20 protein-coding genes and 2 pseudogenes are annotated in these 21746 nt (G+C 68.6%); 20 read left to right on the forward strand and 2 right to left on the reverse strand.

Annotated features, from left to right (window positions below):
* Nucleotides 1–306 precede the first annotated feature (306 nt).
* The 17 genes and pseudogenes from HPT28_RS02315 to HPT28_RS02395 all read left to right on the forward strand — a co-directional run bounded on the left by HPT28_RS02315 (nucleotide 307) and on the right by HPT28_RS02395 (nucleotide 16987).
* Complete coding sequence (locus HPT28_RS02315; protein ID WP_219088680.1) at nucleotides 307–1002, forward strand: HAD family hydrolase; 696 nt, start codon at nucleotides 307–309, stop codon at nucleotides 1000–1002.
* Nucleotides 999–2846: a hypothetical protein gene (locus HPT28_RS02320; RefSeq protein WP_219088682.1), complete on the forward strand. Its 1848-nt coding sequence runs from the start codon at nucleotides 999–1001 to the stop codon at nucleotides 2844–2846. The genes HPT28_RS02315 and HPT28_RS02320 overlap by 4 nt, the downstream gene beginning before the upstream one ends.
* The gene (locus tag HPT28_RS02325; RefSeq protein ID WP_219088684.1) at nucleotides 2843–3793 is read left to right on the forward strand and encodes a thymidylate synthase; all 951 of its coding nucleotides are present in this window, start codon (nucleotides 2843–2845) and stop codon (nucleotides 3791–3793) included. The genes HPT28_RS02320 and HPT28_RS02325 overlap by 4 nt, the downstream gene beginning before the upstream one ends.
* 8 nt (nucleotides 3794–3801) lie before the next feature.
* On the forward strand, nucleotides 3802–5520 hold the full coding sequence (locus tag HPT28_RS02330; protein ID WP_219088686.1) for a carbamoyltransferase C-terminal domain-containing protein: 1719 nt from the start codon (nucleotides 3802–3804) through the stop codon (nucleotides 5518–5520).
* Nucleotides 5517–6569: a hypothetical protein gene (locus HPT28_RS02335; RefSeq protein WP_219088688.1), complete on the forward strand. Its 1053-nt coding sequence runs from the start codon at nucleotides 5517–5519 to the stop codon at nucleotides 6567–6569. Before HPT28_RS02330 ends, HPT28_RS02335 begins: the two co-directional genes overlap by 4 nt.
* Nucleotides 6570–6665: 96 nt before the next feature.
* The gene (locus tag HPT28_RS02340) at nucleotides 6666–7175 is read left to right on the forward strand and encodes a topology modulation protein (RefSeq protein ID WP_219088689.1); all 510 of its coding nucleotides are present in this window, start codon (nucleotides 6666–6668) and stop codon (nucleotides 7173–7175) included.
* A 31-nt stretch (nucleotides 7176–7206) separates the two neighbouring features.
* A complete protein-coding gene (locus HPT28_RS02345; protein WP_219088691.1) occupies nucleotides 7207–8058 on the forward strand; it encodes a class I SAM-dependent methyltransferase in 852 nt (283 codons plus the stop codon).
* Entirely contained in the window at nucleotides 8055–8816 is a 762-nt protein-coding gene (locus tag HPT28_RS02350) for a phosphotransferase (protein WP_219088693.1), read from the forward strand. Before HPT28_RS02345 ends, HPT28_RS02350 begins: the two co-directional genes overlap by 4 nt.
* Nucleotides 8813–9469: a histidine phosphatase family protein gene (locus HPT28_RS02355; RefSeq protein WP_219088695.1), complete on the forward strand. Its 657-nt coding sequence runs from the start codon at nucleotides 8813–8815 to the stop codon at nucleotides 9467–9469. Before HPT28_RS02350 ends, HPT28_RS02355 begins: the two co-directional genes overlap by 4 nt.
* Complete coding sequence (locus HPT28_RS02360) at nucleotides 9469–10302, forward strand: aminoglycoside phosphotransferase family protein (RefSeq protein ID WP_257577937.1); 834 nt, start codon at nucleotides 9469–9471, stop codon at nucleotides 10300–10302. Before HPT28_RS02355 ends, HPT28_RS02360 begins: the two co-directional genes overlap by 1 nt.
* 86 nt (nucleotides 10303–10388) lie before the next feature.
* Nucleotides 10389–11336, forward strand: a pseudogene (locus HPT28_RS02365) (NAD-dependent epimerase/dehydratase family protein).
* 31 nt (nucleotides 11337–11367) lie between these two features.
* On the forward strand, nucleotides 11368–12489 hold the full coding sequence (locus HPT28_RS02370) for an adenosylhomocysteinase (protein WP_219088699.1): 1122 nt from the start codon (nucleotides 11368–11370) through the stop codon (nucleotides 12487–12489).
* Nucleotides 12486–13046 (forward strand): NUDIX hydrolase, encoded by a 561-nt coding sequence (locus HPT28_RS02375; RefSeq protein WP_219088701.1) that lies wholly within the window; start codon nucleotides 12486–12488, stop codon nucleotides 13044–13046. Before HPT28_RS02370 ends, HPT28_RS02375 begins: the two co-directional genes overlap by 4 nt.
* Nucleotides 13047–13078: 32 nt before the next feature.
* Nucleotides 13079–13863 (forward strand): annotated as a pseudogene (locus HPT28_RS02380) (3-deoxy-manno-octulosonate cytidylyltransferase).
* A gap of 446 nt (nucleotides 13864–14309) precedes the next feature.
* A complete protein-coding gene (locus tag HPT28_RS02385; RefSeq protein WP_257577939.1) occupies nucleotides 14310–14753 on the forward strand; it encodes a hypothetical protein in 444 nt (147 codons plus the stop codon).
* Nucleotides 14754–14847: 94 nt separating this feature from the next.
* Nucleotides 14848–16083, forward strand: coding sequence for an MAB_1171c family putative transporter (locus HPT28_RS02390; RefSeq protein WP_219088703.1), 1236 nt, complete (start codon nucleotides 14848–14850; stop codon nucleotides 16081–16083).
* Nucleotides 16084–16357: 274 nt separating this feature from the next.
* The gene (locus tag HPT28_RS02395; protein ID WP_219088705.1) at nucleotides 16358–16987 is read left to right on the forward strand and encodes an HAD-IA family hydrolase; all 630 of its coding nucleotides are present in this window, start codon (nucleotides 16358–16360) and stop codon (nucleotides 16985–16987) included.
* 173 nt (nucleotides 16988–17160) lie between these two features.
* Here HPT28_RS02395 and HPT28_RS02400 read toward each other — a convergent pair whose 3' ends face one another.
* Nucleotides 17161–17925 (reverse strand): cyclopropane-fatty-acyl-phospholipid synthase family protein, encoded by a 765-nt coding sequence (locus tag HPT28_RS02400; protein WP_219088707.1) that lies wholly within the window; start codon nucleotides 17923–17925, stop codon nucleotides 17161–17163.
* 237 nt (nucleotides 17926–18162) lie between these two features.
* Entirely contained in the window at nucleotides 18163–19035 is an 873-nt protein-coding gene (locus tag HPT28_RS02405; RefSeq protein WP_219088709.1) for a helix-turn-helix transcriptional regulator, read from the reverse strand.
* A 554-nt stretch (nucleotides 19036–19589) separates the two neighbouring features.
* Here HPT28_RS02405 and HPT28_RS02410 point away from each other — a divergent pair.
* From HPT28_RS02410 to HPT28_RS02420, 3 genes are read left to right on the forward strand one after another with little or no spacing between them, the layout of a single operon-like run.
* Complete coding sequence (locus HPT28_RS02410; protein ID WP_219088711.1) at nucleotides 19590–19916, forward strand: transcriptional regulator; 327 nt, start codon at nucleotides 19590–19592, stop codon at nucleotides 19914–19916.
* Between the two features lies 1 nt (nucleotide 19917).
* Entirely contained in the window at nucleotides 19918–20937 is a 1020-nt protein-coding gene (locus HPT28_RS02415; RefSeq protein ID WP_219088713.1) for a hypothetical protein, read from the forward strand.
* On the forward strand, nucleotides 20937–21641 hold the full coding sequence (locus tag HPT28_RS02420; protein WP_219088715.1) for an ATP-binding protein: 705 nt from the start codon (nucleotides 20937–20939) through the stop codon (nucleotides 21639–21641). The genes HPT28_RS02415 and HPT28_RS02420 overlap by 1 nt, the downstream gene beginning before the upstream one ends.
* The last annotated feature ends 105 nt before the right edge of the window (nucleotides 21642–21746 follow it).

Genomic DNA, 21746 nt, shown 5'->3' on the forward strand with positions numbered 1-21746 from the left:
CCCCGCCTCCTGCCGCACAGCGAGCAGGGTGAAGCGCTCCTCGCCATCCGGGAGGCCGCCCGACGGCGCCCAGCAAAGGGCATCGACCTCTTCGCCGTGCCCGCCGGTGAGGTTGAGGGGCGTGGCTTCGACCTCTCGTGCTTTCACCGGCTCTCGCGCCTGCCGGCCACGCCGAACGGATCGGTCTCGCCTTCGGCTGATGGCCCGCCGGACGCGGCCTGACTGGCCCGGTCCAGTGCCCCGAGTTGTTACTCGAACCGGCCTCGGCCCTCTGAGGTGCGACGCCACCCTGACGAGAGGACGATCATGACCGATCCCGTTCACGAATCGCCACCGGCTCCGGCCGCGCCGAGCGACCACAGGTCGCGCGCTCTTCTCCTCGACCTCGACGGTGTTCTGCTCGACACGCGTCCGGTGATGCGGAAGGCGTGGCAGAGGGTTCAGGAGATCCATGGCGTCGTGCTCCCCTTCCGCGACTACGAGCGCCACCTGGGCCGCGAGTTCGGGGACATCATGCAGCGACTGGGCGTGACCGACGCCGACGCGGTCCGCCGGACGTACGAGGCGGAGTCCATGGCCACCGCACACCTCGCGCAGGAATTCGCCGACATCGTCGAGACGCTCCACGCCTTCGTGGCCGCCGGCTGGCGGCTGGGCGTCGTGACGTCCAAGCACGTCGACCGGGCGGCCCCGCTCCTCACGCGCCTCGGGTGTCCCTTCGCGACCATCCGCACGCCCGCGGGAGCGGGCCGGACGAAGCCGGCCCCGGATCCGCTCCTGCTGGCGCTGGTCGACCTGGGAGTCGACCCCGCCGCCGCGGTCTACATCGGAGACATGGCGGTCGACCAGGAGTCGGCCGAACGCGCTGGCGTCCCCTATGTGCACGCTGCATGGGGCTACGGGCAGCCGACGGCCCCCGCCCCCGAGACGGCCGCTTCGCCCAAGGAACTGCTGAGCCTGCTCCTCCCCGCCAAGCAGCTCGTCGAGGGGAGCACGGTGTGAGTCCCCGCACGACTGGCGGCCTCGGCCTGGTCCGCTCCTCCAACGCCGGGAAGCCGACGTGGGCTCTCGTCGGAACCGGCGCCCTGGCGCACGCGCGAACCGCCCACATCCACACCACGGACCTGGAAGCGTCGACCGTGGACAAGCAGTTACTGCGCTCCGGCATCGAAGATGTCATGGCCGCCCTCGACCGCTACAGCGCCACGCTGGCCTCCACCCCGGGCGGAGCCGGCTGGCTCCACGTCCAGCACGTCCCCGTGCGACGCTTCGTCGCCGAAATCGTGCGCAAGCTCCTGGCCCTGAACTCCTGGGCACCGTTCGCCTCAGCCCCAGGGCCCCTGACCCTGGCCCCGTACGAAGGGCTCGTGGGACTGCGTTCGAGCAGTTCGCGTGAGTACCTGGCCTACACCGTGACGTGGTCCGGCGTCGCGTACTTGCTCGGTGCTGCGGCACCGCACAACCCGACCCGCTCCGCCCATCTCCGCAACCGCGCCAGGACGCGTACGGCGAACACGGAGCCGAGTCCGCTCCCCTCGGACCTCGGACAGCAGCACGTTCTGGCGCTGTCGTGGACCTCCCGGCACGCTGCCACGCTGACCCCGGTTCTCGCCGAACTGGCGCGTAACGGGCAGAAGAGTCTCCTGCTCGATCTCGCCACCGATGCCGCCGAGCGGTGCAGCGCGGGACCGGTAACGGGTATCGAGCTGCGCTCGGCTCCGAGCGACCTCTTCACCCTCTCCGGCACCGTCGAGGGCCTCCACCGGCCCGACGACGAGCACGTCGTCCAGGTGGGAGGCCACGGCGTCCAACTCGCCCCGCTCGTACGGCTCTTGTCCGTGCTCTTGGAGACCAGCGGGGGCTGCACCCAGCCGTCGTGGCGGACGGTGGTGCGGGCGGAGAGGTGGCTCGACGACATGCTGTCGACCACCCGGCCGCACACCGTCCTGCTGAGCAACGACACGAGCCCCCTGGGCGTGCTGGCCGCGCATGCCGCCGAGCGGCACGGGGCGAACTCGGTGCACGTCCAGCACGGGGCGTGGACGGCGGAATCGGTCGCCTGGCCGGCCCTGCACAGCCGCGACATCGTCGTCATGGGCGAGCGGGACCTCGCCCTGGGCCGAGGTTGGGCGCGCCACCCCGAGGCCGAGGTGCACGTACTCGGGCAGCCCCGCTTCGACGTCCTCGCCGACCTGAGCCGCCAGGCGCAGCGGCGGTACCTGGAGAAGCTGCTGGCTCCGGGTGGCCGCCGCGCACCGACCCGGATCGCGGTGTGGGCCTGCCAGCCCTTCAACCCCAGTCACCTCAAGTCCCACGCGGACCTCCTCCTGGACGGGCTCGCCGAGGCGGACGGCGACTGGGGGCTCGTCATCGCTCCACACCCGGCGCAGGGAGCCGACGCCTTCACCGCTCTGGTGAAGCGGGACGGCGGGCCGCCCGTCGCGGTGGCCGATCCCCGGGTCGGAGCACGAGGCTGCCTCGCCGGCGCTGACGCCATAGCGAGCGCGTACTCGACGTGCGGGATCGAGGCCGCGCTGCTCGGCATCCCGGTCCTCGAAATCGGCCCGCCGGGTGAACGCACTCTGGGCCTGACCGGTCACGGACTGGCGACCCGGTGCGAGGCCACCGGTGACGTCGCCGAAGCGCTCTCCGGCGTGCGCACGGGCCCTGCGCCGATCCCGCGGGCGGCCCTGGACGCGGTCTGCCGGTGGCGCGGGGACAGCGCCGCTCGGATCGCCCGGCTCATCACCGACCGCGCCACCTCCGGCCCGAGGGCCGAGGACTCCACCCACCACCACCCGGGCGGCGCTGCGTCGCCCCAGGACGAAGGAGCATCCGTCCGATGACATCCCTCACGGCCGACAGCATCGCCGAGCTGTTCTCCGGCGCCGTCACGCTGGCCAAATCCGGCGAGAAGATCAGCCCCCGGGGCATGGCCACCCACGAAGTCCGCGACGTGCACCTGCTGCTCACCCAGCCGCGCGCCCGCCTGCTCTACGCTCCGCCTGCCCGCATCGTGAATCCGGCCTTCGCCGTCGCCGAGACGGTCTGGCACCTGTCCGGATCCGACGCGCCGTGGATCTTCGACTACAACAACCGGCTGCGGCAGTTCGCCGACGACGGCGTCCTCCTGGGGGCGTACGGCCCCAGGATGCGGAACTGGGGCGGCAAGGTCGACCAGCTCGCCCGCGTCGTGGAGATCCTCCAGGCCGACCCCGACTCCCGGCGAGCCCTGATCCAGCTCTACGACCCGGCCCAGGACGCCGCCGGGCACAAGGACGTGCCCTGCACCCTCGGGTTCCGGTTCCACCTGCGCGCCGGCCGCCTGCACATGGCGACCATGATGCGCGGCCAGGATGTGTGGATCGGCATGCCGTACGACGTGTTCTTCTACACCGTGCTGCACGAGCTGGTCGCCGGATGGCTCGACGCGGAACTCGGTGAGTTCCACCTGCACATCGGCTCGCTGCACATCTACGACGAACACATCGAGCAGGCCGACGCGCTGACCTCGCTCTCGGCGAGCGACTTCATGCCCGACCTGCGAACGCCCTGGACGGGATTCTCCGGCCTGCTCGACCAGGTCGAGGCCCGCGACGTGACCGGCCATCCCGGCTGGGACGCGATGGCCGAGACGCTGCGCAGCTACCGGCTGTGGAAGGACGGCAAGCGCGAGCAGGCGTGGCGGGCGGCCGACACGATCGACGGGCCCCTCGGCCAGGCCCTCATCGCCTGGTACGGAGAGCTGGAGCGGCGCTCGGCCAAGCGCGCCGCGACGGCCGGGGCAAGGTGACCGCCGCCATGAAGCGCACCGCCTCCGTGATCCTCGGCCTGTGCTCGTACACCCACGACTCCTCGGCCGCCCTTCTCGTGGACGGTGAACTCGTCGGCTTCGTCGAGGAGGAACGACTCTCCGAGCAGAAACACACCAAGCTCTACCCGGCCCGCGCCGTGGGATGGCTCCTCGACCAGGCCAAGCTGAGCGCCACCGACGTGGACGCCGTCGCCTACAACTTCCAGCCCGCCCGCTACCTCGCCGAGTCGCCCGCCGCCCTGCGCATGGCGCTCTCGCCGACCACGCGCGACCGGAGCCTGGCCCGCGCCCACGGGTTCGCCAAGGTCGCCCTGCGGACCCGGCGGCGGCTGCGCGTCCTCGGCAGCCAGTTCCCCTCGGCCCGCGTCACACCGGTCCTGCACCACCGCGCCCACCAGCTCACGGCCTTCGCCGCCTCCGGCTGGGAGGAAGCCGCCGTACTCGTGGTCGACAGCCTCGGCGAGCGGCAGACCACCACCATCGCCCACGGCCACGGCGTTCAGCGCCCCCGCGTCCAGACCCTGGAAGCGATCAACGACCCGGCCTCCCTCGGGTACGTGTACGGCGCCGTCACCGAGCACCTGGGCTGGCGCCGGGGCGACGAGGAGGGCACCGTCATGGCGCTGGCCGCCCTCGGTGACCCCGCCCGCTTCCGCCACCTGTTCACCACGGCCGTCCGCACGACGGCCACCGGCTTCCGCATCCACCCCGGCTACTTCCCGGCGCGCACCCTCACCTCGGGATACCCGAGGACATCCAGGCGGTTCGTCGCCGAGACCTGCCCCGAGCGGCACCCGAGCGAATCGCTCACCGACGTCCACCGAGACCTGGCGGCTGCCCTCCAGGAGCGGACCGAGCAGGTGATGGTCCACCTCGCCCGCCGCGCCCGTGTGCTCACCGGCTCCCGGCGCCTGTGCGTGGGTGGCGGCGTCGCCACGAACTGCGTGAGCATCGGTCAGATCATCGAGGCCGGCATCTTCGACGAGGTGTTCGTCCCGCCGGCACCGGGGGACGCCGGAACCGCGATCGGGGCAGCCCTCGCCGTGCACGTCGACGCGCGTACGCCTCGTCCGGTCGCCGGCATCGCCCGCCACTGCTATCTCGGCCCCTCCTACGAGGACCAGCCCCTCGACCTGACTCCCTGGCCCGGCCTCCACCAGAAGACCCTTGGCATCGAGACCGCCGAGTTCCTCGCCGACCAGCTCGCCCACGGCGTGATCGCCGGACTCTTCCAGGGAGGGGTCGAAGCCGGGCCGCGCGCCCTGGGCAACCGCTCGATCCTCGCCTCCCCACTGGAGCCCGGCGTCGTCGAGCGGCTCAACGCCACCGTGAAGTTCCGCGAACCGTTCCGACCCTTCGCCCCCATGGTCCCCGCCGAGCGCGCCGCCGAGTTCTTCACCCTCGGCCAGCCGACGCCCTACATGTCGATGGCCTCCGGGGTGACAGACCTGACGCGCGAGCGGGTGCCGGCCATCGTGCACGCCAACGGCACCTCCCGCCTGCAGACCGTCAACCGGTCGCAGAACCCGTTCACGCACGCGGTGCTGACCGCCTTCGGCCGCCGGACCGGCGTACCCGTGCTGATCAACACCTCCCTCAACGTCAAGGGCAAGCCGATCTGCGGGACACCCGAGATGGCCCTGGACTGCCTGGCCAACTCCGGTCTCGACGCCCTGCTCCTCGAAGGGCGGTGGATCACCAAATGAAGATCGGATACAGCTTCTGGGGCTTCCTCGGCAACGGCGTCACCGACACCCCCGACGGAGGCCGCAGCCACCGCCGCCCCTTCATCGACGCCCTCCTTGCCCGCGGTCACGAGATCGTCTTCCTCCAGCCCGACCGCGACCGCCTCGAAGCCGGTGACGACCTCGGCGGCGCGTACACCTTCGACGACGGCCTGCCGGGCATCGACGCCCTGTTTCTGGAGTGGCGCTGGGCGATCCCCGGCCGCAACACCACCGTGTGCGGGAGCGAGGGGCACACCTGCGACCTCCACCGGCAGGCCCAGCTCATCAACCACTACACGGTCCGGTCCCAGACGCCCACCGTCATCTGGGACAAGGACCGCACCCTGCGCGCCGAGAGCGTGTGGCGCCGTACGGCCCACACCCGCGTCTGCGAGGCCGCGCTCGCGCCGACCCCCGGCGCGCACTCGCTGCTCTTCCCCGTCGCCGAGGACCTCCTCGCCCAGGCCGATCCCCTCACCCTGGCGACGCGGCCTCGGGATCTCGCGCTCGGCTACGTGGGCAACCAGTACGACCGCGACGAGTCCTTCGACCGCTTCTTCGCCCCGGCCGCCGCCCGCGTCGAGCACCTGGTCGCCGGGAAGTGGACGAAGACCTGCCGCTGGCCGCACGTCCGCTTCGCGGGCCGGATCCCGTTCGAGGCCACCGCCGGCGTCTACGGCCGGTCCCTGGCCACGGTGCTCATGTTGCCCGAGCGGTACGCCGCCGTCGGGCAGATGACCCAGCGCATCTTCGAGGCCGTGCTCGCCGGCTGCCTGCCGCTGGCCCCGGCGGACATCCGCTTCGCCGACCGGTTCGTCCCGGAGGAGCTGGTCGTGCGCTCCGGCAGCGACGTGCTCGAACGCCTCTCCCACCTGCGCGAGATCGTCGGCAGCGAGCAGCACGCCGCCCTGATCGCCGCGTGTGTGGACCGCCTGCGCCTGTTCGGCCTGTGCAAGCAGGTCAACACCCTGGAGTTCGTCCTGAACGGCCTCCTCCAGTCCACCGCGACCGAGCGGGGAGCTGCCTGATGCAGATCGCTCGATCGACCACGGCGCGCGGATCCTCCGGGCGCGTCCCGGAGGATGGGTCCGCCGGACACCCGAACCTCTCTACGCTGGAGCATCATGAAGAAGGTCGCCATCATCGGCTGCGGAGGCAGCGGCAAATCCCACGTGGCCCGCGAACTGGGCAGGATCCTCGACGCGCCGGTGACGCACCTGGACGCCGCGTTCTACGACGACGAGTGGAACACGTTGCCCATGGACAAGTTCACCGACGTGCAGCGCGAGCTGGTCGCGCAGCCGCGGTGGGTAATCGATGGCAACTACAACTCGACGCTGCAGGTACGGCTCGAAGCCTGCGACACGGTGGTCCTGATGGACGTGTCGACCGTGGCGGCGCTGTACGGGATCTTCTCCCGGCAGATCCGGCACGGGGCCGGGCACAAGGGCAACGGGGTGCACAACCGCATCCACTGGGGCGTGATCAAGTACGTCGCCACGTACCGGCGCAAGATGCGACCCCGCGTGATGGCGAAGATCGAGGAGTTCGGCTCCCGCGCCGATGTGGTGCTGCTGGCCAACCGGCGTCAGACGCGCCGCTGGCTGCGGAAGGTCGCCGCCGAGCAGTCCTGACCGGTCTGCGCCCCCGGTCAGGGGGTGCGGCATGAACGAGCCCAACCCGTTCCTGGACCCCGCCCGACAGCCGGAGCTGTACGGACACGCCTCGCGGCTGGCCGGGCGCACCAGCGCCCTGATGCGGGCCAAGACCGCCGGCCACCCGGTGCCCGAGACGATCGTCAGCCTGGTACAGACCCACCATGCCCGGCCCAACCGGCTCGGTGTCGTGCTCGACATCGGCTGCGGACGCGGCACGAGCAGCCTCGTCATCGCCGAGCAGCTTCGGCCCGAGCGCGTCGTGGGCCTGGACGCCGCCCCCTCCCTGCTCGCCCAGGCCCGCGCGCGTGCCAAGGACCTGCCCGGCAACACGGTGGACTTCGTCGAAGGCGACTTCCACGACCTCCCTCTGCCCGACGGGTCGACCGACATCGTCGTCGCGGCGTTCTGCCTCTACCACTCGCCGCGCCCCGAGGACGTCGTCGGGCAGATCGCCAGGGTCCTCGCCCCCGGGGGTGTGGCCGTGCTCGTCACCAAGGGCCTCGACAGCTACCGAGAGATGGACCAGCTGGTCGCCTCCGCCGGCCTCGACCCGCTCGCCGCCCAGCACGAGAGCCTCTACACCGCAGCCCACAGCGGCAACCTCGCCGACATGGCCGTCTCCTCGCTCGACGTGATCGCCGTCCTGGACGAGGACCACGTCTTCACCTTCGACGGCCACGACCACACGGCGCAGTACCTGGCCACCAACCCCAAGTACGACCTGGCACCCGGCCTGTACGGCAACCCCGGGGCCCTGGCGGCGATCCTGCACGAGTTCCTTCCCGACCAGCCGTTGACCACCCGGTCCCGGATCACCTTCGTCGTCGCCCAGCCGAAGGAAGGAGGAGAGCCGGCATGAGCCCCGACCCGTTCACCAAGCACTACGCGAAACCGGAGCGTGCGGCGGGGGCGGTGCGCCACTACCGGTGGCTCACCGCGCACGCCAAGCCGCTGCGGCAGCCGGCCCTCCACACCGCCGGACCGCAGTCCCTGACGTTCGAACGGATCGAGGGCCGCCCCGTACGCCCCGAGGACCTCCCGCGCGTGGCGGAACTGCTCGGACACGCCCACGGTGCCGCCTGGGCCAGCGACCTGCACTCCGCGTCGCTGGACACCCCGCACCACTTCCGGGACGGCACGCAGTTCGAGGACTACCTCGGCCCCCGGAAGGTCGCTCTGCGGCGACGCCACGAGCAGGGCTACCTGCCGAACAAGACGGCGCTGCACGCGATGCTCGGCCTGTTGGAAGCGACCGCCGAGGGACCTTGCGCCTTCTACAAGGACAGCAACCCGCGGAACTTCATCATCACCAGCACGCAGGACATCGTCGCCGTCGACACCGACGACCTGTCCCTCGCCCCGCTGGGCTACGACCTCGCCAAGCTCGTCGCGACGCTTCACCTGACCTACGGGCCGCTCACGGACCAAGCCGTCACCACCGCCCTGCTCGCGTACAACGCGGCAGCCCGACGCCACGACGCCCGGCTGGGCACGACGGACCGGGGCCAGCTCGACAGCTTCCTGGGCCTGCACGCCGTGCTCACCGCCCCGTACGTCGGCCGCAACGGCTACCACTACAGCCTGCCCCTCCGTATCAGCCACCGAGGAGCCTCATGATCACCACCGAACTCGTCTTCGTCCGGCACGGCCAGGCCCAGTGCAACGCCGACGGCCTCGTCGGGGGCCCGCGCACCTGCACCGGCCTGACCAACCTCGGGTACGCCCAAGCCGAACAGGCCGCACGCCGCCTGGCCACCGAGCACCTGAAGCGGCCCTTCGACGTGGTTTACACCGGCCCGCGGATCCGCCTCGTCCAGACCGGCGAGATCATCGCCCAGACGCTCCAGATCCCCTTGCACCACGACGACCGACTCGATGGCCCGGTCCACGGCGACGCCGACGGCCGGCCCTGGGACGCGGTGAAGACGGCCGCCGACGGCGGGCCGCACGCCCACCCCGACACACCCTGGGCCAACGGCTCCGACACCTGGAACGGGTTCTTGGAGCGCGCCAGCAGGAACCTGAGCCAGCTCATCGAGGAGAACCACGGCAAACGCGTCGTCTTCGCCGCTCACGGGGAGACGGTGATCACCGCACACACCCTGCTGCTCGGCATCCCGATCGGCTCGCCCGCCGGATTCACCCACAACCACGCCTCCATCACCCGCTGGCAGCACCACCGCAACCGCCTGGGCCAGACCCGCTGGATGCTCGACCGGCACAACGACACCGAGCACCTCAGTCTCCTCACGCCGGAGCCGACCCCGTGATGGCGGCCTCGCGCGACCCCCGGGTACAACTGGCGCACCACCTCCTCGGCGCAGTCGACATCGCAGTAGATCCCGCGCTCCCGCCCCGCGCCGTACGCCTGGTCGCAGGCGACGGGCGTCAGTTCATCGCAAAGCAGCACGCGGAACGAGACCGGTACGCCGGAGAACTCCACGCCTACGAGGCGTGGGTCACCCATCTGACCGGCCATACGCCGGAGTTGGTCGGCCGGGACGACGCCACCCGCACCCTGCTGCTCACCGCACTTGCAGGCGACCGCGCGGACACCGTCGCTCCCGGCTCGCCCGAGGAGGAACTGGCCCACCACGAGGCCGGGCACTTGCTCGGCAAGCTGCACCGAGCCACCGCCATGCCCCAGGGCGGAGCCGTCGGCGCCTCGCTCGCGGAGCGGTTCCAGCGGTGGATCGACCGGGCCGTCCGCGCAGACCTGCTCGGCGCGGCCGAGGAGAACCTGCTGAAGCACCACGCGGTCATCCTGGGCGTCAGCCACATGGACAGCGCGATCTGCCACCTCGACTACCAGCCGCGCAACTGGCTGCTCGGCGACACCTTCGGCATCTACGACTTCGAGCACATGCGACGTGACGCCCGGGTCCGCGACTTCGCCCGGCTCGAATTCCGACGCTGGCAGGCCGCACCCCACCTCCGCACCGCCTTCTTCGACGGCTACGGACGCTCGCCCAACGACACCGAACGACGCCTCCTGGAGTCCTTCGGCGCCATCGAGGCAGCCACAGCTCTGGTCAAGGGCCACCAGGAGAACGACGCCGCCCTCAGCGCGCACGGCAGAACCGTCCTGTCCCGGCTCACCTGACCAACCCCTTTGACGACACCTCTCTGGAGATCCCCGTGCCACAGCACGAGCAGCCCCCGACCAACACTGCCCCCCGACGGGCCGTGGTGACCGGCTCCGCCGGATTCATCGGCTCCCATCTCGCCCACGCCCTCGTCCAGGCCGGCACCACCGTGATCGGCGTGGACCGCCGAGACCCGTCCACCGACCCGACGGCCGCCGCCAACCTCGCCGCGCTGCGAGGACGCCCGGGATACCACCACATCACGGCCGACCTCCTCCACTGCGCGATCGACCCGCTCCTGATCGACGCCGACGCCGTCTTCCACCTCGCCGGCATCCCCGGAGTACGGCCCTCCTGGGGACCGCAGTTCGGCGACTACCTCGCGTCCAACGTGCTGGCCACCCACCGCGTCCTCTAAGCCTCCACCCGGATCGGCGTCCCCCGACTGGTCGTAGCCTCCTCCTCCAGCGTCTACGGCCCGACCGACGGGGACGCGAGCCTCGAGACCGACCTCCCCAACCCCGCCTCCCCGTACGCCGTGACCAAGCTGGCCGAGGAGCAGCTCTGCCTGGCCTACGCCGAGCGCCCCGTCGGCCCCACCGTCGTCGCCCTGCGGTACTTCACCGTCTACGGCCCCCGGCAGCGCGCCGACATGTTCACCCACCGCGCGCTGTACGCCGCGCTGACCGGACAGCCCCTGCGCCTGTACGGAGACGGCCACCAGCGCCGCGACTTCACCTACATCGACGACGTGGTCGCCGCCACGATCGCCGCCGGCACCGTCCCGAACGCGCACGGCCCCATCAACGTCGGCGGCGGCTCGAACGCATCGCTGCTGGACGTGATCAACATCGCCAACAGCCTCATCGGTCGCGAGATCCAGCTCCACCAGGACCACGTGCGCAACGGAGACGTCCTCCTCACGCGTGCCGACCCCAGCCGTGCGGGAGAGGTCCTCGGCTGGCAGCCGCGCGTCGGCCTCCACAGCGGACTGCGCGCCCACATGCAGGCTCTGGCCGCCCCGCTGCCGGACTACAGCCGGGCCGCGTAGCCCTATGCCTCGGAACCAGAGAGGAGTGCCCATGGAAACCCCCGAGCGAGCACGGCTGGACGCCTTCTTCCGGAGGATCACCGCACAGTTCCCCGCCGGGCAAGCGATCACGACACTGGTCATCACCCACCTGCTCCCGGAACGCCCCGCGTTCTTGCGCGCCATGACCGCGGTGTCCACGATCGGCGCCGTCCTCCCCAAGCCCCGGTCGATCCACCAACCGACCCACGACACCGTCCGCCGCACACTGCCGGTCCACGACCTGAGCCGGGAGCGGTTCACCGACGAGACCCAGGCCCTGCACTACCTGGAGGACACGGCAGGCGGCAAAGACGTCGTCCTCGTCGACATCGGCGGGTACTTCGCGGCCAGCCTTGACACCCTCGTGGACAAGTTCTCCGGCCGCATCCTCGGCGTCATCGAGGACACCGAAAACGGACACCAGCGGTACGCGGCTCTCGGCTCGCTGCCGTGCCCGGTCGTGTCCGTGGCCCGCTCACCGCTCAAGGACTGCGAGGACCACCTCGTCGGCCGGTCCATCGTGTTCTCCACCGACGCCCTCGTCCGCGCCCGCGGGGACATCCTCACGAGCCGCAGCGCCTGCGTCATCGGCTTCGGCAAGATCGGCCGCTCCATTGCGCAGACCCTTCGCGCCCAGGACCTGCGCGTCACCGTGTACGACAACGACGCAGTCAAGCGAGTACAGGCGCACGCCCTCGGCTTCCGCACCAGCGCGTCCACCACCGAGGCCGTCCACGACGCGGAACTCGTCCTGTGCGCCACCGGCAATCTCGCCCTCCGGCACGAGGATTTCGCCGCCCTGCGCAATGGTGCGTACCTCGGATCGGTGACCTCCTCCGAGGACGAACTCGAACTCGGCAGCCTCGACGACCTCTACGAACGCCAGCCCGTCGAAACCCAGTTGACCCGGTACGAGGTCACAGGTCACTACTTCTACGTTCTCGCCGACGGCGGTGCCGTCAACTTCGTGCACGGCGCCGCCGTCGGCACCTACATCCACCTAGTCCAGGCCGAGATACTCGCCGCCACCGCCGCACTCAGCCACGCGCGATTCCAACCCGGACTGCACGAGATGCCGGCGGCCGACCGCGACACCATCGCCAGAACCTGGCTCCGCTACTTCGAAAGGTGACCTCGTTGCCCCCCTCCACCGAACACATCCGCGCCGTCACCGAGGCGTACCTCGCCCGCCACCCGGACGAGCGTGGCTCCCTGACGATGCTGTTCGCAGCCCTCGTCGGTGCGGACGATCCCACCAGCCGCAAGACCTTCCCCGCCCACGTGACGTGCAGCGCCATCCTCATCAACGGTGAACGGCAGGTTCTCCACATCCTGCACAAGGCGTCCGGGAAACTGCTGGCGCCCGGCGGGCACAACGAACCGTCCGACCAGCACCTGCGCGACGCCGCCCTGCGCGAACTGCACGAGGAGGTCGGCATCCTGCCCAGCGCCGTTGTCCCCCTCGCCGGCCACGAGGACATCCCCCTCGACATCGACGTGCACGCGATCGACGCGAACCCGTCGAAGAACGAGCCGCTCCACCACCACGTGGACTTCCGCTGGGCCTTCCACCTCGGAGCCGATCACGCGGTGACGCTGCAGGAGGAGGAGGTCGACGGCTACCAGTGGCGGCCGTTCGCGACCACCGCCTCATCCACCGTCCGCGCCAAGCTCGCCCAGCTCACCTGAAGCCCCCCGAACCCGACCACCAGGAGGACGCCGTGGCCGCCACCACAGCCCGACCGACCGACGCCGAACGGCGCAGGCACATCGCCGTCATACCCTGCCGCTGGGGTGCCTCCCGCTTCCCCGGCAAACCGCTGGCCCTCCTCGGCGGCAAGCCGCTGCTCTGGCACGTTCACCAGCGCTGCCTGGAGGCCAAACGCCTCGACGGAGCCATCGTCGCGACGGACGACGAACGCATCGAAGCGGCGTGCCGTGAACTAGGTATCGACTGCATCCGTACCGGGGAACACCTCACCGGCACCGACCGCGTCGCGAGCCGTTCATCTCCCCGACCGCCATCAACGACGTCTCCGAGGCCCTGCAGTACTCGCCGCCGGACACCTTCGCGGTGAACGCCTACACCGAGCTGGTCGACGTCGGCGCCGTCCTGGACCACAACGTCGTCAAGGTCGTCGTCGCAGCCCGCAGCGAGGCCCTCATGTTCTCGCGCCAGCCCATCCCGTACCCAAGGGGCGACCGGCCGAAGTACCTGCGCCAACTGGGCCTCTACGGCTTCACAGGCGAGGCTCTCCGGCACTTCCGTCAGCTCCAGCAGGGGCCGCTGGAGCGTGCCGAGGGAGTAGAGATGCTGCGCTTCGTCGAACACGGCCACGCCGTGCGGATGGTCCCCGTCCTGGACAACGGGGTGGCAGTAGACACCCCCGAGGATCTGGCGCGCGCCGAGCACCTTCTCGACCAGCGCAACCGAGGCATCGTTACGAAAACAACCGTTCCTGCTGGACGGCTCGTTCCATTTCCCGACCGTCAACTGAGTGCATAACGCGAGGGGTTAGTGGCAGTCCTCGGACTTACTGAACAGAGGCGCTAGTCAGAAACAGAGCGCCACTTCGAGGGCACACTGTAGAAGCATTTCAAGATCAATACACGAGGCGTGCTGGCCTTTTTGATCTTCGCTAGTGCTAGCGATCCGTCGCACTCGGGTGACCTTTGCAACACGCCCCTTCCTCATGATCACTTAATCCCCCTTGTACGCTTATGCGCGGACAGTGCGCGCCGGTCGAGCGCCGTGTGCATCGAATACAGGCTCCAGCCTGCCAGCGCCTCGCGTGCGTGCGTTGAGGTGTGGGGTTTGCAGTGAGTATGAATGGAGCGGCTATGCGTTGGCGTAGGGATCCTTCACGTCGCGCCCTTGTGAGGGAATGCGAGAGGAAGCTCGCTGATCTCCCTATACCAACCCCCTTCAGCGTCGAGACGCTGGTGAGCAGTATGGAAAGCGTGCTGGGGCGTCAGATTCAGTTGGTTCCGCTGGATGACCCCGACGGGGGCCTAGGGACAGCGTGCGGACTACGGGTGAAAACTCCCGAGGTGACCATAATTCTCTATCGGCGCCGCTCAAGTCGAAATCAGACGGAACACATCATCCTCCATGAGATCGCGCATGAGTGGATGGACCACGGCACCTCTCTGACGGCTGTCGAAATCGAGCGTTACGTGCCAGAGCGCATCCGGCAGGAAGTGCTACGCCGCTACCCATCTGCCCTGGTCCAAGCGCGCGTCGATTTCGACAGCCATGAGGAAAAGCAGGCTGAGCTTTCAGCGTCATTGATCAAACGTCTGGCGCGTCGCCAGTCTGCTACGGGAGACGACGTAATCAGCCTGCTGGAGTATTCGTTGGCGCATCCGGTTGCCCCGCCCCAGCGTCGGCGGTAGCTTTACCCGGCCCTGAATCTCGCAATGACCAAGTCTGCACTCTGCTCGGCCCGTAAGCGGCGACGGGTGTGGCACCTATAGATCGACTGATCCCGTGTTCGACTTCTTCAAATACTTCACTGCGGCAGTCATGACCCTGATCTCCATCTGGCGTTTCCCGGCCGTCAGATATGGCGATGCGCACCGCCGGGCGCTCTGGGGAGGCTACACCGGATTTGCAGTGGCTCTGTGTCTCTACACCCCAGCAGCAATGGACGCGGTCGATCGAATTCCTGTAATCGATCTCAGTGCTCTGCTCCGGCACTTTGCCAGCACGGCGGCGATCATGGCAGCCCTCACCTACGTCGCCACCAGCTACGGGAAGACCGCTGAGGCGGTCGTGCCCAGGCACGTAGAGTTCTCACGGTGGATCGCCCGAGCGTCGTACAAAGCCGGAGCCGTAGGCGTGGTTCTGCTCGCGATCCTTTTCTTTACCGTTGTTCAACGAGATCGGCCGAGCGAGGATTTTCTCATTGACCATGCTGGACAATTGGGCGTCGCGGTCTACATGACCGTGTTCTATTTCTTTCCGCTAGTCACCACCGCCGTATGCGGCTATCAGTGGACGAGGGCCGCGCGCCGAGCCGAGAGCACGAGCATGCGCGTCGGGCTGGGGTTGATGGGTTTCGCGATGTGGATGGGGCTCATTCACACGATAGCCAGAGTCACCATCTTGTGGAGCGCCGTAGTAATTCCTCTCAGTCAATCGACGGTGCGATTCCTTGTCGAGGCCACTGCGATCTGGATGAACCTTCTTTTCGTTATCGTCGCCGTAGGGGCAAGCATCCCGACAACCCGTGCGGCTGCTGCACGATGGAAGGCATTCCGAACCCTGAACCTGATCTATCCGCTTTGGTTCGATCTAGTCGAGGCTTTTCCCGGAACAAGTCTATACCCGCCCGGTCGGCGCATCACGGAATTCCTGCAATTTCGCGTCCCCATCGACGTCCGCTTGGACCGATGGACGCAAGATATCTCCGACGCCTGCGAGAAGCTGCGCTACTACGTACCATGCGACTTGATGTTCGCTGCGGAAGACATGGCCTCCCTGCAGTCCGATCCCGAGCCTGCTGCGGAGGCGTACTGGATAAAGGCTGGCCTTCTCGCCGCTACCACGGAATCCGTCAAACCGTCCTCGGCCACTCTCATGAGAGATAAGCCGTTCGTCGACACCGAAAGTGAAGCTGCGTGGTACGTGCGAGTCAGCACGGCTTATACGCAGATCACCGGTGATCAAGCGAGAAAAGTTCTCGATGACTCGGAGAATTTGGAATCGGAATCTCGGCAATAGCCCTCAAGTGCGACGTACGGCGGGTTTCCACAACTGTGTTTGCGGCGTACGCGACCTGTCACTTAGAGATGCGATCTTGTAGGGTTTGCGTGAGATTCGGCACCATCGAGCGTGTGGTCGCGACTGGTACCGTGGGCAAGGCGGACAAAGAGGTTTTGGCCTCGCCTTGTCAGTGCACTTCCTGGTCTGCGATGCGCAGCTTCTGCGACCGCCGGGTCCGCGACGCTGTCCGGTCTGGATGGGCGTCCGAAATCTCAGCAACGGAGTTCCCCGCATGTCCAACCGCCGTACCGGCCTCATTCTTGATTTTGGCGGCGTCCTCACCACCCCCCTGCTGCCCGCTGTGCTGGCGTTCGAGGAGCGTGAAGGGCTTCCCCGGGGCGCCTGCCTAACGGCTCTGTACAAGGATCCGGAGGGCGTCCGGATCACCAGTGATCTGGAGCGTGGTGTGGTGTCCCAGAAGGAGTGGAACGAGTTCGCCGGCAGGATGCTGAACGTGCCGGCGGACGGACTGATGGGAAGGATCTTCGGTGACCTCCGTCCCGAGCCGCTGCTGATCGACGCAGCCGCCGCAGCACGCCGAGCCGGGATCAAGGTCGGCATCCTGTCCAACTCGGTGGGCTTGGCACCGTGGGACCTGTATGAGGGCTACGACCTGGGGAAGCTGTACGACGTCGTCGTGATCAGCGAGCACCACATGATGCGCAAGCCTGACCCCCAGCTCTTCGAGACCACGCTCAAGCTCATGGGTCTGCCTGCCGAAGAGTGCATCTTCGTCGATGACACCGAGGCGTACGTACAGGCGGCGGAGCAGCTCGGCCTTGCCGGAGTGCACAACCAGGACCCCAAGCAGACGGTCGCAACGCTGTCCGAGCTTTTCGGAGTCGACCTGGCCGCTTCCTGAGCGGCGTCGATCTTCGTCCGCGCAGAGGGACTACGGCTGGGCCTCTTCAGAGGCCGAGCCGTAGTCCCTTCGCGTTTCCGGTCCGAGGTTTGTGGTGGCCCAGCCAGGGCCGATTAGATTCTGTCTCTCCGATTACGATCGGAGAGACAGAATTGCCGACGGTGTAAGTCTGCTCAGTTCTTACGTGCAGTTATCAGAGCGAAGGAGAGGAATTCTCCGCCGTCTATGGTGAGCATGTCGATGACGGGCTGGTTCGCGCTCCGGCCATTGGGCGTGTGCTCGGCTGCGGCCTGGGCCCACAGCAGCCAGTCCCGCCAGGCGTCTTGCGGCAACCGCGCGGAGGTGACTTCAACGAGCTCGGTGATCGCCCACTGAAAGCGCCACCACTCCGCCGTGTGCCAGGCGATCGCCTCCCAGCCGACCACCTTCTTGATGTGAGGTGGGATGGCTCCGAGCTCACGGACCTCCCGGGTCATGGCGGGAGTCGCCATCGCCAGATGTCCGCCAGGGCGGAGGAACCGCGTCAGGTAGGGCAGGTAGCTGTCCGCCGTCCCGAAGTACTCGAACGCGTCCACGCTCACGATGGCGTCGAAGCTCTCCTCGTCGAACGGCAGAGTGTGCGCCTCAGCTCGCACGGCCTTCACCCGGTCACCGACACCCGCCTCGGCGAAGACGGCTGCCGCGTCCTCGGGAGCGATCCACAAGTCGGCCGCAACGACCTGGGCGCCGTACTCGCGGGCCAGGAACACCGACGTGGCGCCCTTGCCGGAGCCGAGGTCGAGAATCCGCATCCCCGGGCGCAGATCAAGATCCCGGGTGAGGTCTTCCAGCAGCCACAGCGGGTTCGGTCCCATGTCGAGGCTGAGCAACCAGGCGGGGTCATATCGAGAGGAGCGCGGATAGCGGTCCGGACGTATGAGATCGTTCAAGTCAGTCACGAGCACGAACCCAAGCTGATCATCTACTCAGGCACAACCCGTTTTCGCTCACCTCGGCCCCGGCGGCGGGGCACGATGCAGCAACAATCAGTTCGTCGCTGCGGTCACAAGCGGAGCCAGATGAGGAGTGCGGCGGCGGTGACAGTGCCGAGGAAGACGTATCCGCGCTTGTCATATCGGACACGCCTGCAAGGCAGTAGCGCCGCCAGCCATCTGACCCCGCCTATACCGGCGGGGTCACTCCTTGTCCTGAACCTCGGACAATTTGTGCCTCAGTTCTCCCACGAGTCTGTTGATGTCGGCCATCGTCTTCAAGGACAAGATCTCGCTGCCGCGTGCCGCCAGGCCGAGGACCTGTCCCTGGTGGATCGAGCTGATGAAACGGACAGCCTCCAGGAACTCCTGGATCATGGGGCTCAGCTCGGCGTCGTCGCCGAACAGCCAGGGGGGAACCTGGAAGGCATGGGCCAGGCCGGCGCGCACCTCATCCGATGCCTCGGTTGCCGTACCTTCGCGCAGTTCGCCGATGCCCTCGGCGGTGACGGCTGCCGTCGGCGCATGCTGATTGACGAGCTGCGCAATCTCCGCGTCGGAGAGCGCCTTCTCGCCGGTGGAGCCGTACTGCAGGAGAAAGTTGATTTTTTCTCCGATTGTGCGAGGCGCGGCTTCTTGATCGTCACGCGGGGAGGTGGTGCGAATGCCGAACGACCGATCCTGCGCCGCGAGCAGCTCATCCTCGGTCACCCCGTACGCCGCCGCCAGCGGCGTCACGTAGCTGGCGTTGAGCCTGCGCCGCCCGGACTCGGCATTGCCCACCGGTCCCCGGCTTGCCCCGATGATTTCGGTGGCCTCCGCCACGCTGAGACCGGCGTCGCACCGCAGAAGCTGTAGGTCCGGCGGGCCCTCGTGGGGGAACAGTTCGTCGAGCGGCTCATCGAGCGCTGTTGCGATCGCCGGCAGCTTCTCGCCCTTGGGGAAATCCTTCCCGGATTCCCATCGTGCGACGGTGGCGCCGCTGACGCCTACCAGCTCGCCCAGCTGCCTCTGGTGCATGTCCCTGCGCCGGCGGACAGCCCGCACGAGGCTGCCGTCGAACTGACGAGGGGGCACTGGCACTCCTGCTGCGTGGTGGCGATGGGCTCGGTGTCGGGGTCAACTGTAAGCCAGGGTTGATGCATTTTCGAAACTGACGTACGTTTCCGTACCGCACCTGTTGATCAGGGCCGATTCTACGATGCCAGCCTCTGGGAACCCCTATGCCTATTCCTCTGTCATGACTGCTCGCGCAGCAAGCGCCTGGACAGCGTCCAGGCGGCGCGGATCCATGTCGACATCGCCTGCGCGAAACCAGCCGACACCGGGTGAGCCGACCGCAAACGATCTTTTCGGCAACGGGATGGACTTGTCCGCGGGGTCTACGTATGTTCGTCGTCCCACGCCGGGCAGGGCCCCGGAGAAGGGCCGATGACCAGCGGAAAGGAGGCGGGACGGATGCCGGCATACGACCCGTGACCTGGTCCGGAACTGAAACCGGCGCCGAGGAGCTACCAACTTCCCAGGCGCCGGGCTGGCACCCCGAAGGGCGCCAATTGCACATCACGCGGGCGGCAGGGCTTCTTGCACGAGACCGTCGCACCGCGCTCCTACGAACAACGGAGTATCGCATGCTCGCCACGCCGAGCGGAAGCCCGGCCTGCGCGGACGACGTCCGTCCACGCCGCCTCGCCGCCCAGCTCGCCGACATGATCCCGGGCGCGGCCACCATCCGGGTCAGTCTCACCGACCCGACACAGACGTGGCCTCACCTCCATTCCGTCGTCAAGGACGAGGCCGGGAGGACCGTAGAGCTGGGCCGCCCCACCGCCAGGGTCGCAGCTCGCTGGATCCTGCGGGTCTGGCCAGAGGTGGACTGGATGCGCCCGCACACCTTCCGCCGGGCCGACGCCACCCTCACCCGCAGTGACCTGGTCGCCGCCGAGCGGGGCCGCTGACATGGCCCGGATCCGAACCGTCAAGCCGGAGGCGTTCACCTCCGAATCACTCGCCGAAGTGACCGTAGCGGCCGAGAGGACCTTCTTCGGCCTGCTTACCCAGGCAGACGACCACGGCCGCCACCGGGACAACGCCGCGATCATCGCAGGGCTTCTCTGGCCCCTGCGCGCCGAGCACACCTCGGTCCACGTCGAGGACGACCTCCACCAGCTCGCGAACGCCGGACTGATCTGCCGGTATACCGGATGCGACGGCCGCCGCTACCTCCACATCGTGACCTGGTCCGAGCACCAAAAGATCGACAAGCCGAGCCAGTCGCGCCTGCCCTCGTGCCCGCAGCACCAGGCTGCCGACCGGTGCGCACCGTGCAAGGGCTCCTGCACCCGGAGGGCGGAGGGCTCGCCCACTTCTCCCCGAGGACTCGCCGAGACCTCGGCGAGGGCACACCGAGCCCTCGATCTGCCTGCCGTACCCGCCTCGACGGTGCCGGACCAGGCAGACGGGCCAGCCGCTTACCGGCAGGAGGCTGCCGACGGAGCCATCAGCGCACCCGGGCGGGCCGACGAAAAAAGCGCAGGTCAGAGGATTGTCTCGGAAGGCTCCCCGAGCCTTCTCCGAAGCCTCCCCGAAGGCTCGGCGCCTGGATCTAGGATCCTGGATCCTGGATCTCTTGTCCCTACGGGGCGCACAGCGCCCGCAGTCGGCATCTCAGCCAAGGACCTCGTCGGGGAGTACGTCGCCGGGTGCGACCAGCGCCCCCCGAGCGACGTGATCGGGCACCTCGGGCGGATCACCAAGAAGCTCCTGGACGAGGGCATCGCACCGGAGCACATCCGAGCCGGGCTGGCGAACTTCGCGGCCAATCCGAAGCACCCGAGCGTGCTGACCAGCATGGTCAACGAGGCGATGAACGCTCGCCCCTGCGGTTTGGCACGGCCGGGAATCCGGCCTAACGTGCCCGCCCACCAGGCGTGGACCAACCCGGCCAACGCTTCTGCCGCCTACGCCGAGGAGCTGTGATGCACACCCGCCGCCGCGAACCGCAGCTCCTCAGCAACGAAGCCATCCTGGAGCGCATGGCGAGGATCCTGGCCGCCCGCAACATCGACCCGGCCGACGCCACGCTCCCCGACGTCGCCGAGCCGGTCTCCCCGCTCGACGCCCTCCTGACCGGGATGCCCCCGCGCTACCAGGCGGCTGTCGCCGATCACCCCACGGTCCTGGACTGGGTCGGGAAGGTCACCGAGGCGGCCGTCGCCCCCAGCCGAGGAGCCCGACGACAGGTCACCACCGGGCCCAGCCTGCTGATGGCCGGAGTCGTCGGCGCGGGCAAGACACACCAGGCGTACGGTGCGGTCCGAGCGCTGGTGCAGAGCGGCGTCGGTGTTCGCTGGCGCGCCACCACCGCAGCCGACCTCTACGCCGATCTCCGACCCCGGCCCGGGGTCGACAGCGAGCGAGAGCTGGCAGCCGTCAGCCGCTGCCCGCTGCTGATCATCGACGACCTCGGCGCGGCCAAGGCCAGCGAGTGGGTCGAGGAAGTGACGTACCGGCTGATCAACCGGCGGTACAACTACGAACTCCCCACGCTGATCACCACCAACCTGGCGATCAAGGACCTGCGCTCCTACCTCGGCGACCGCGTCGCCAGCAGGCTCGCGCAGATGACTACCCGAGTCGAGTTCGAGGCCGTCGACCGGAGACGCCACAGCGCCGCCGCCTGACCCTCCACAGGCCACCCCGCCGGACCGCGCCCCCGAAGCGCCGTCCCGGGCGCCTACCGCCAGCGCACCTCTCCGCCGACGCCCCTGCGCGCGGAGAGCGATCGG

Origin of the sequence: Streptomyces sp. JJ38 (assembly GCF_019303475.1) — a bacterium.
GTDB lineage: Bacteria > Actinomycetota > Actinomycetes > Streptomycetales > Streptomycetaceae > Streptomyces.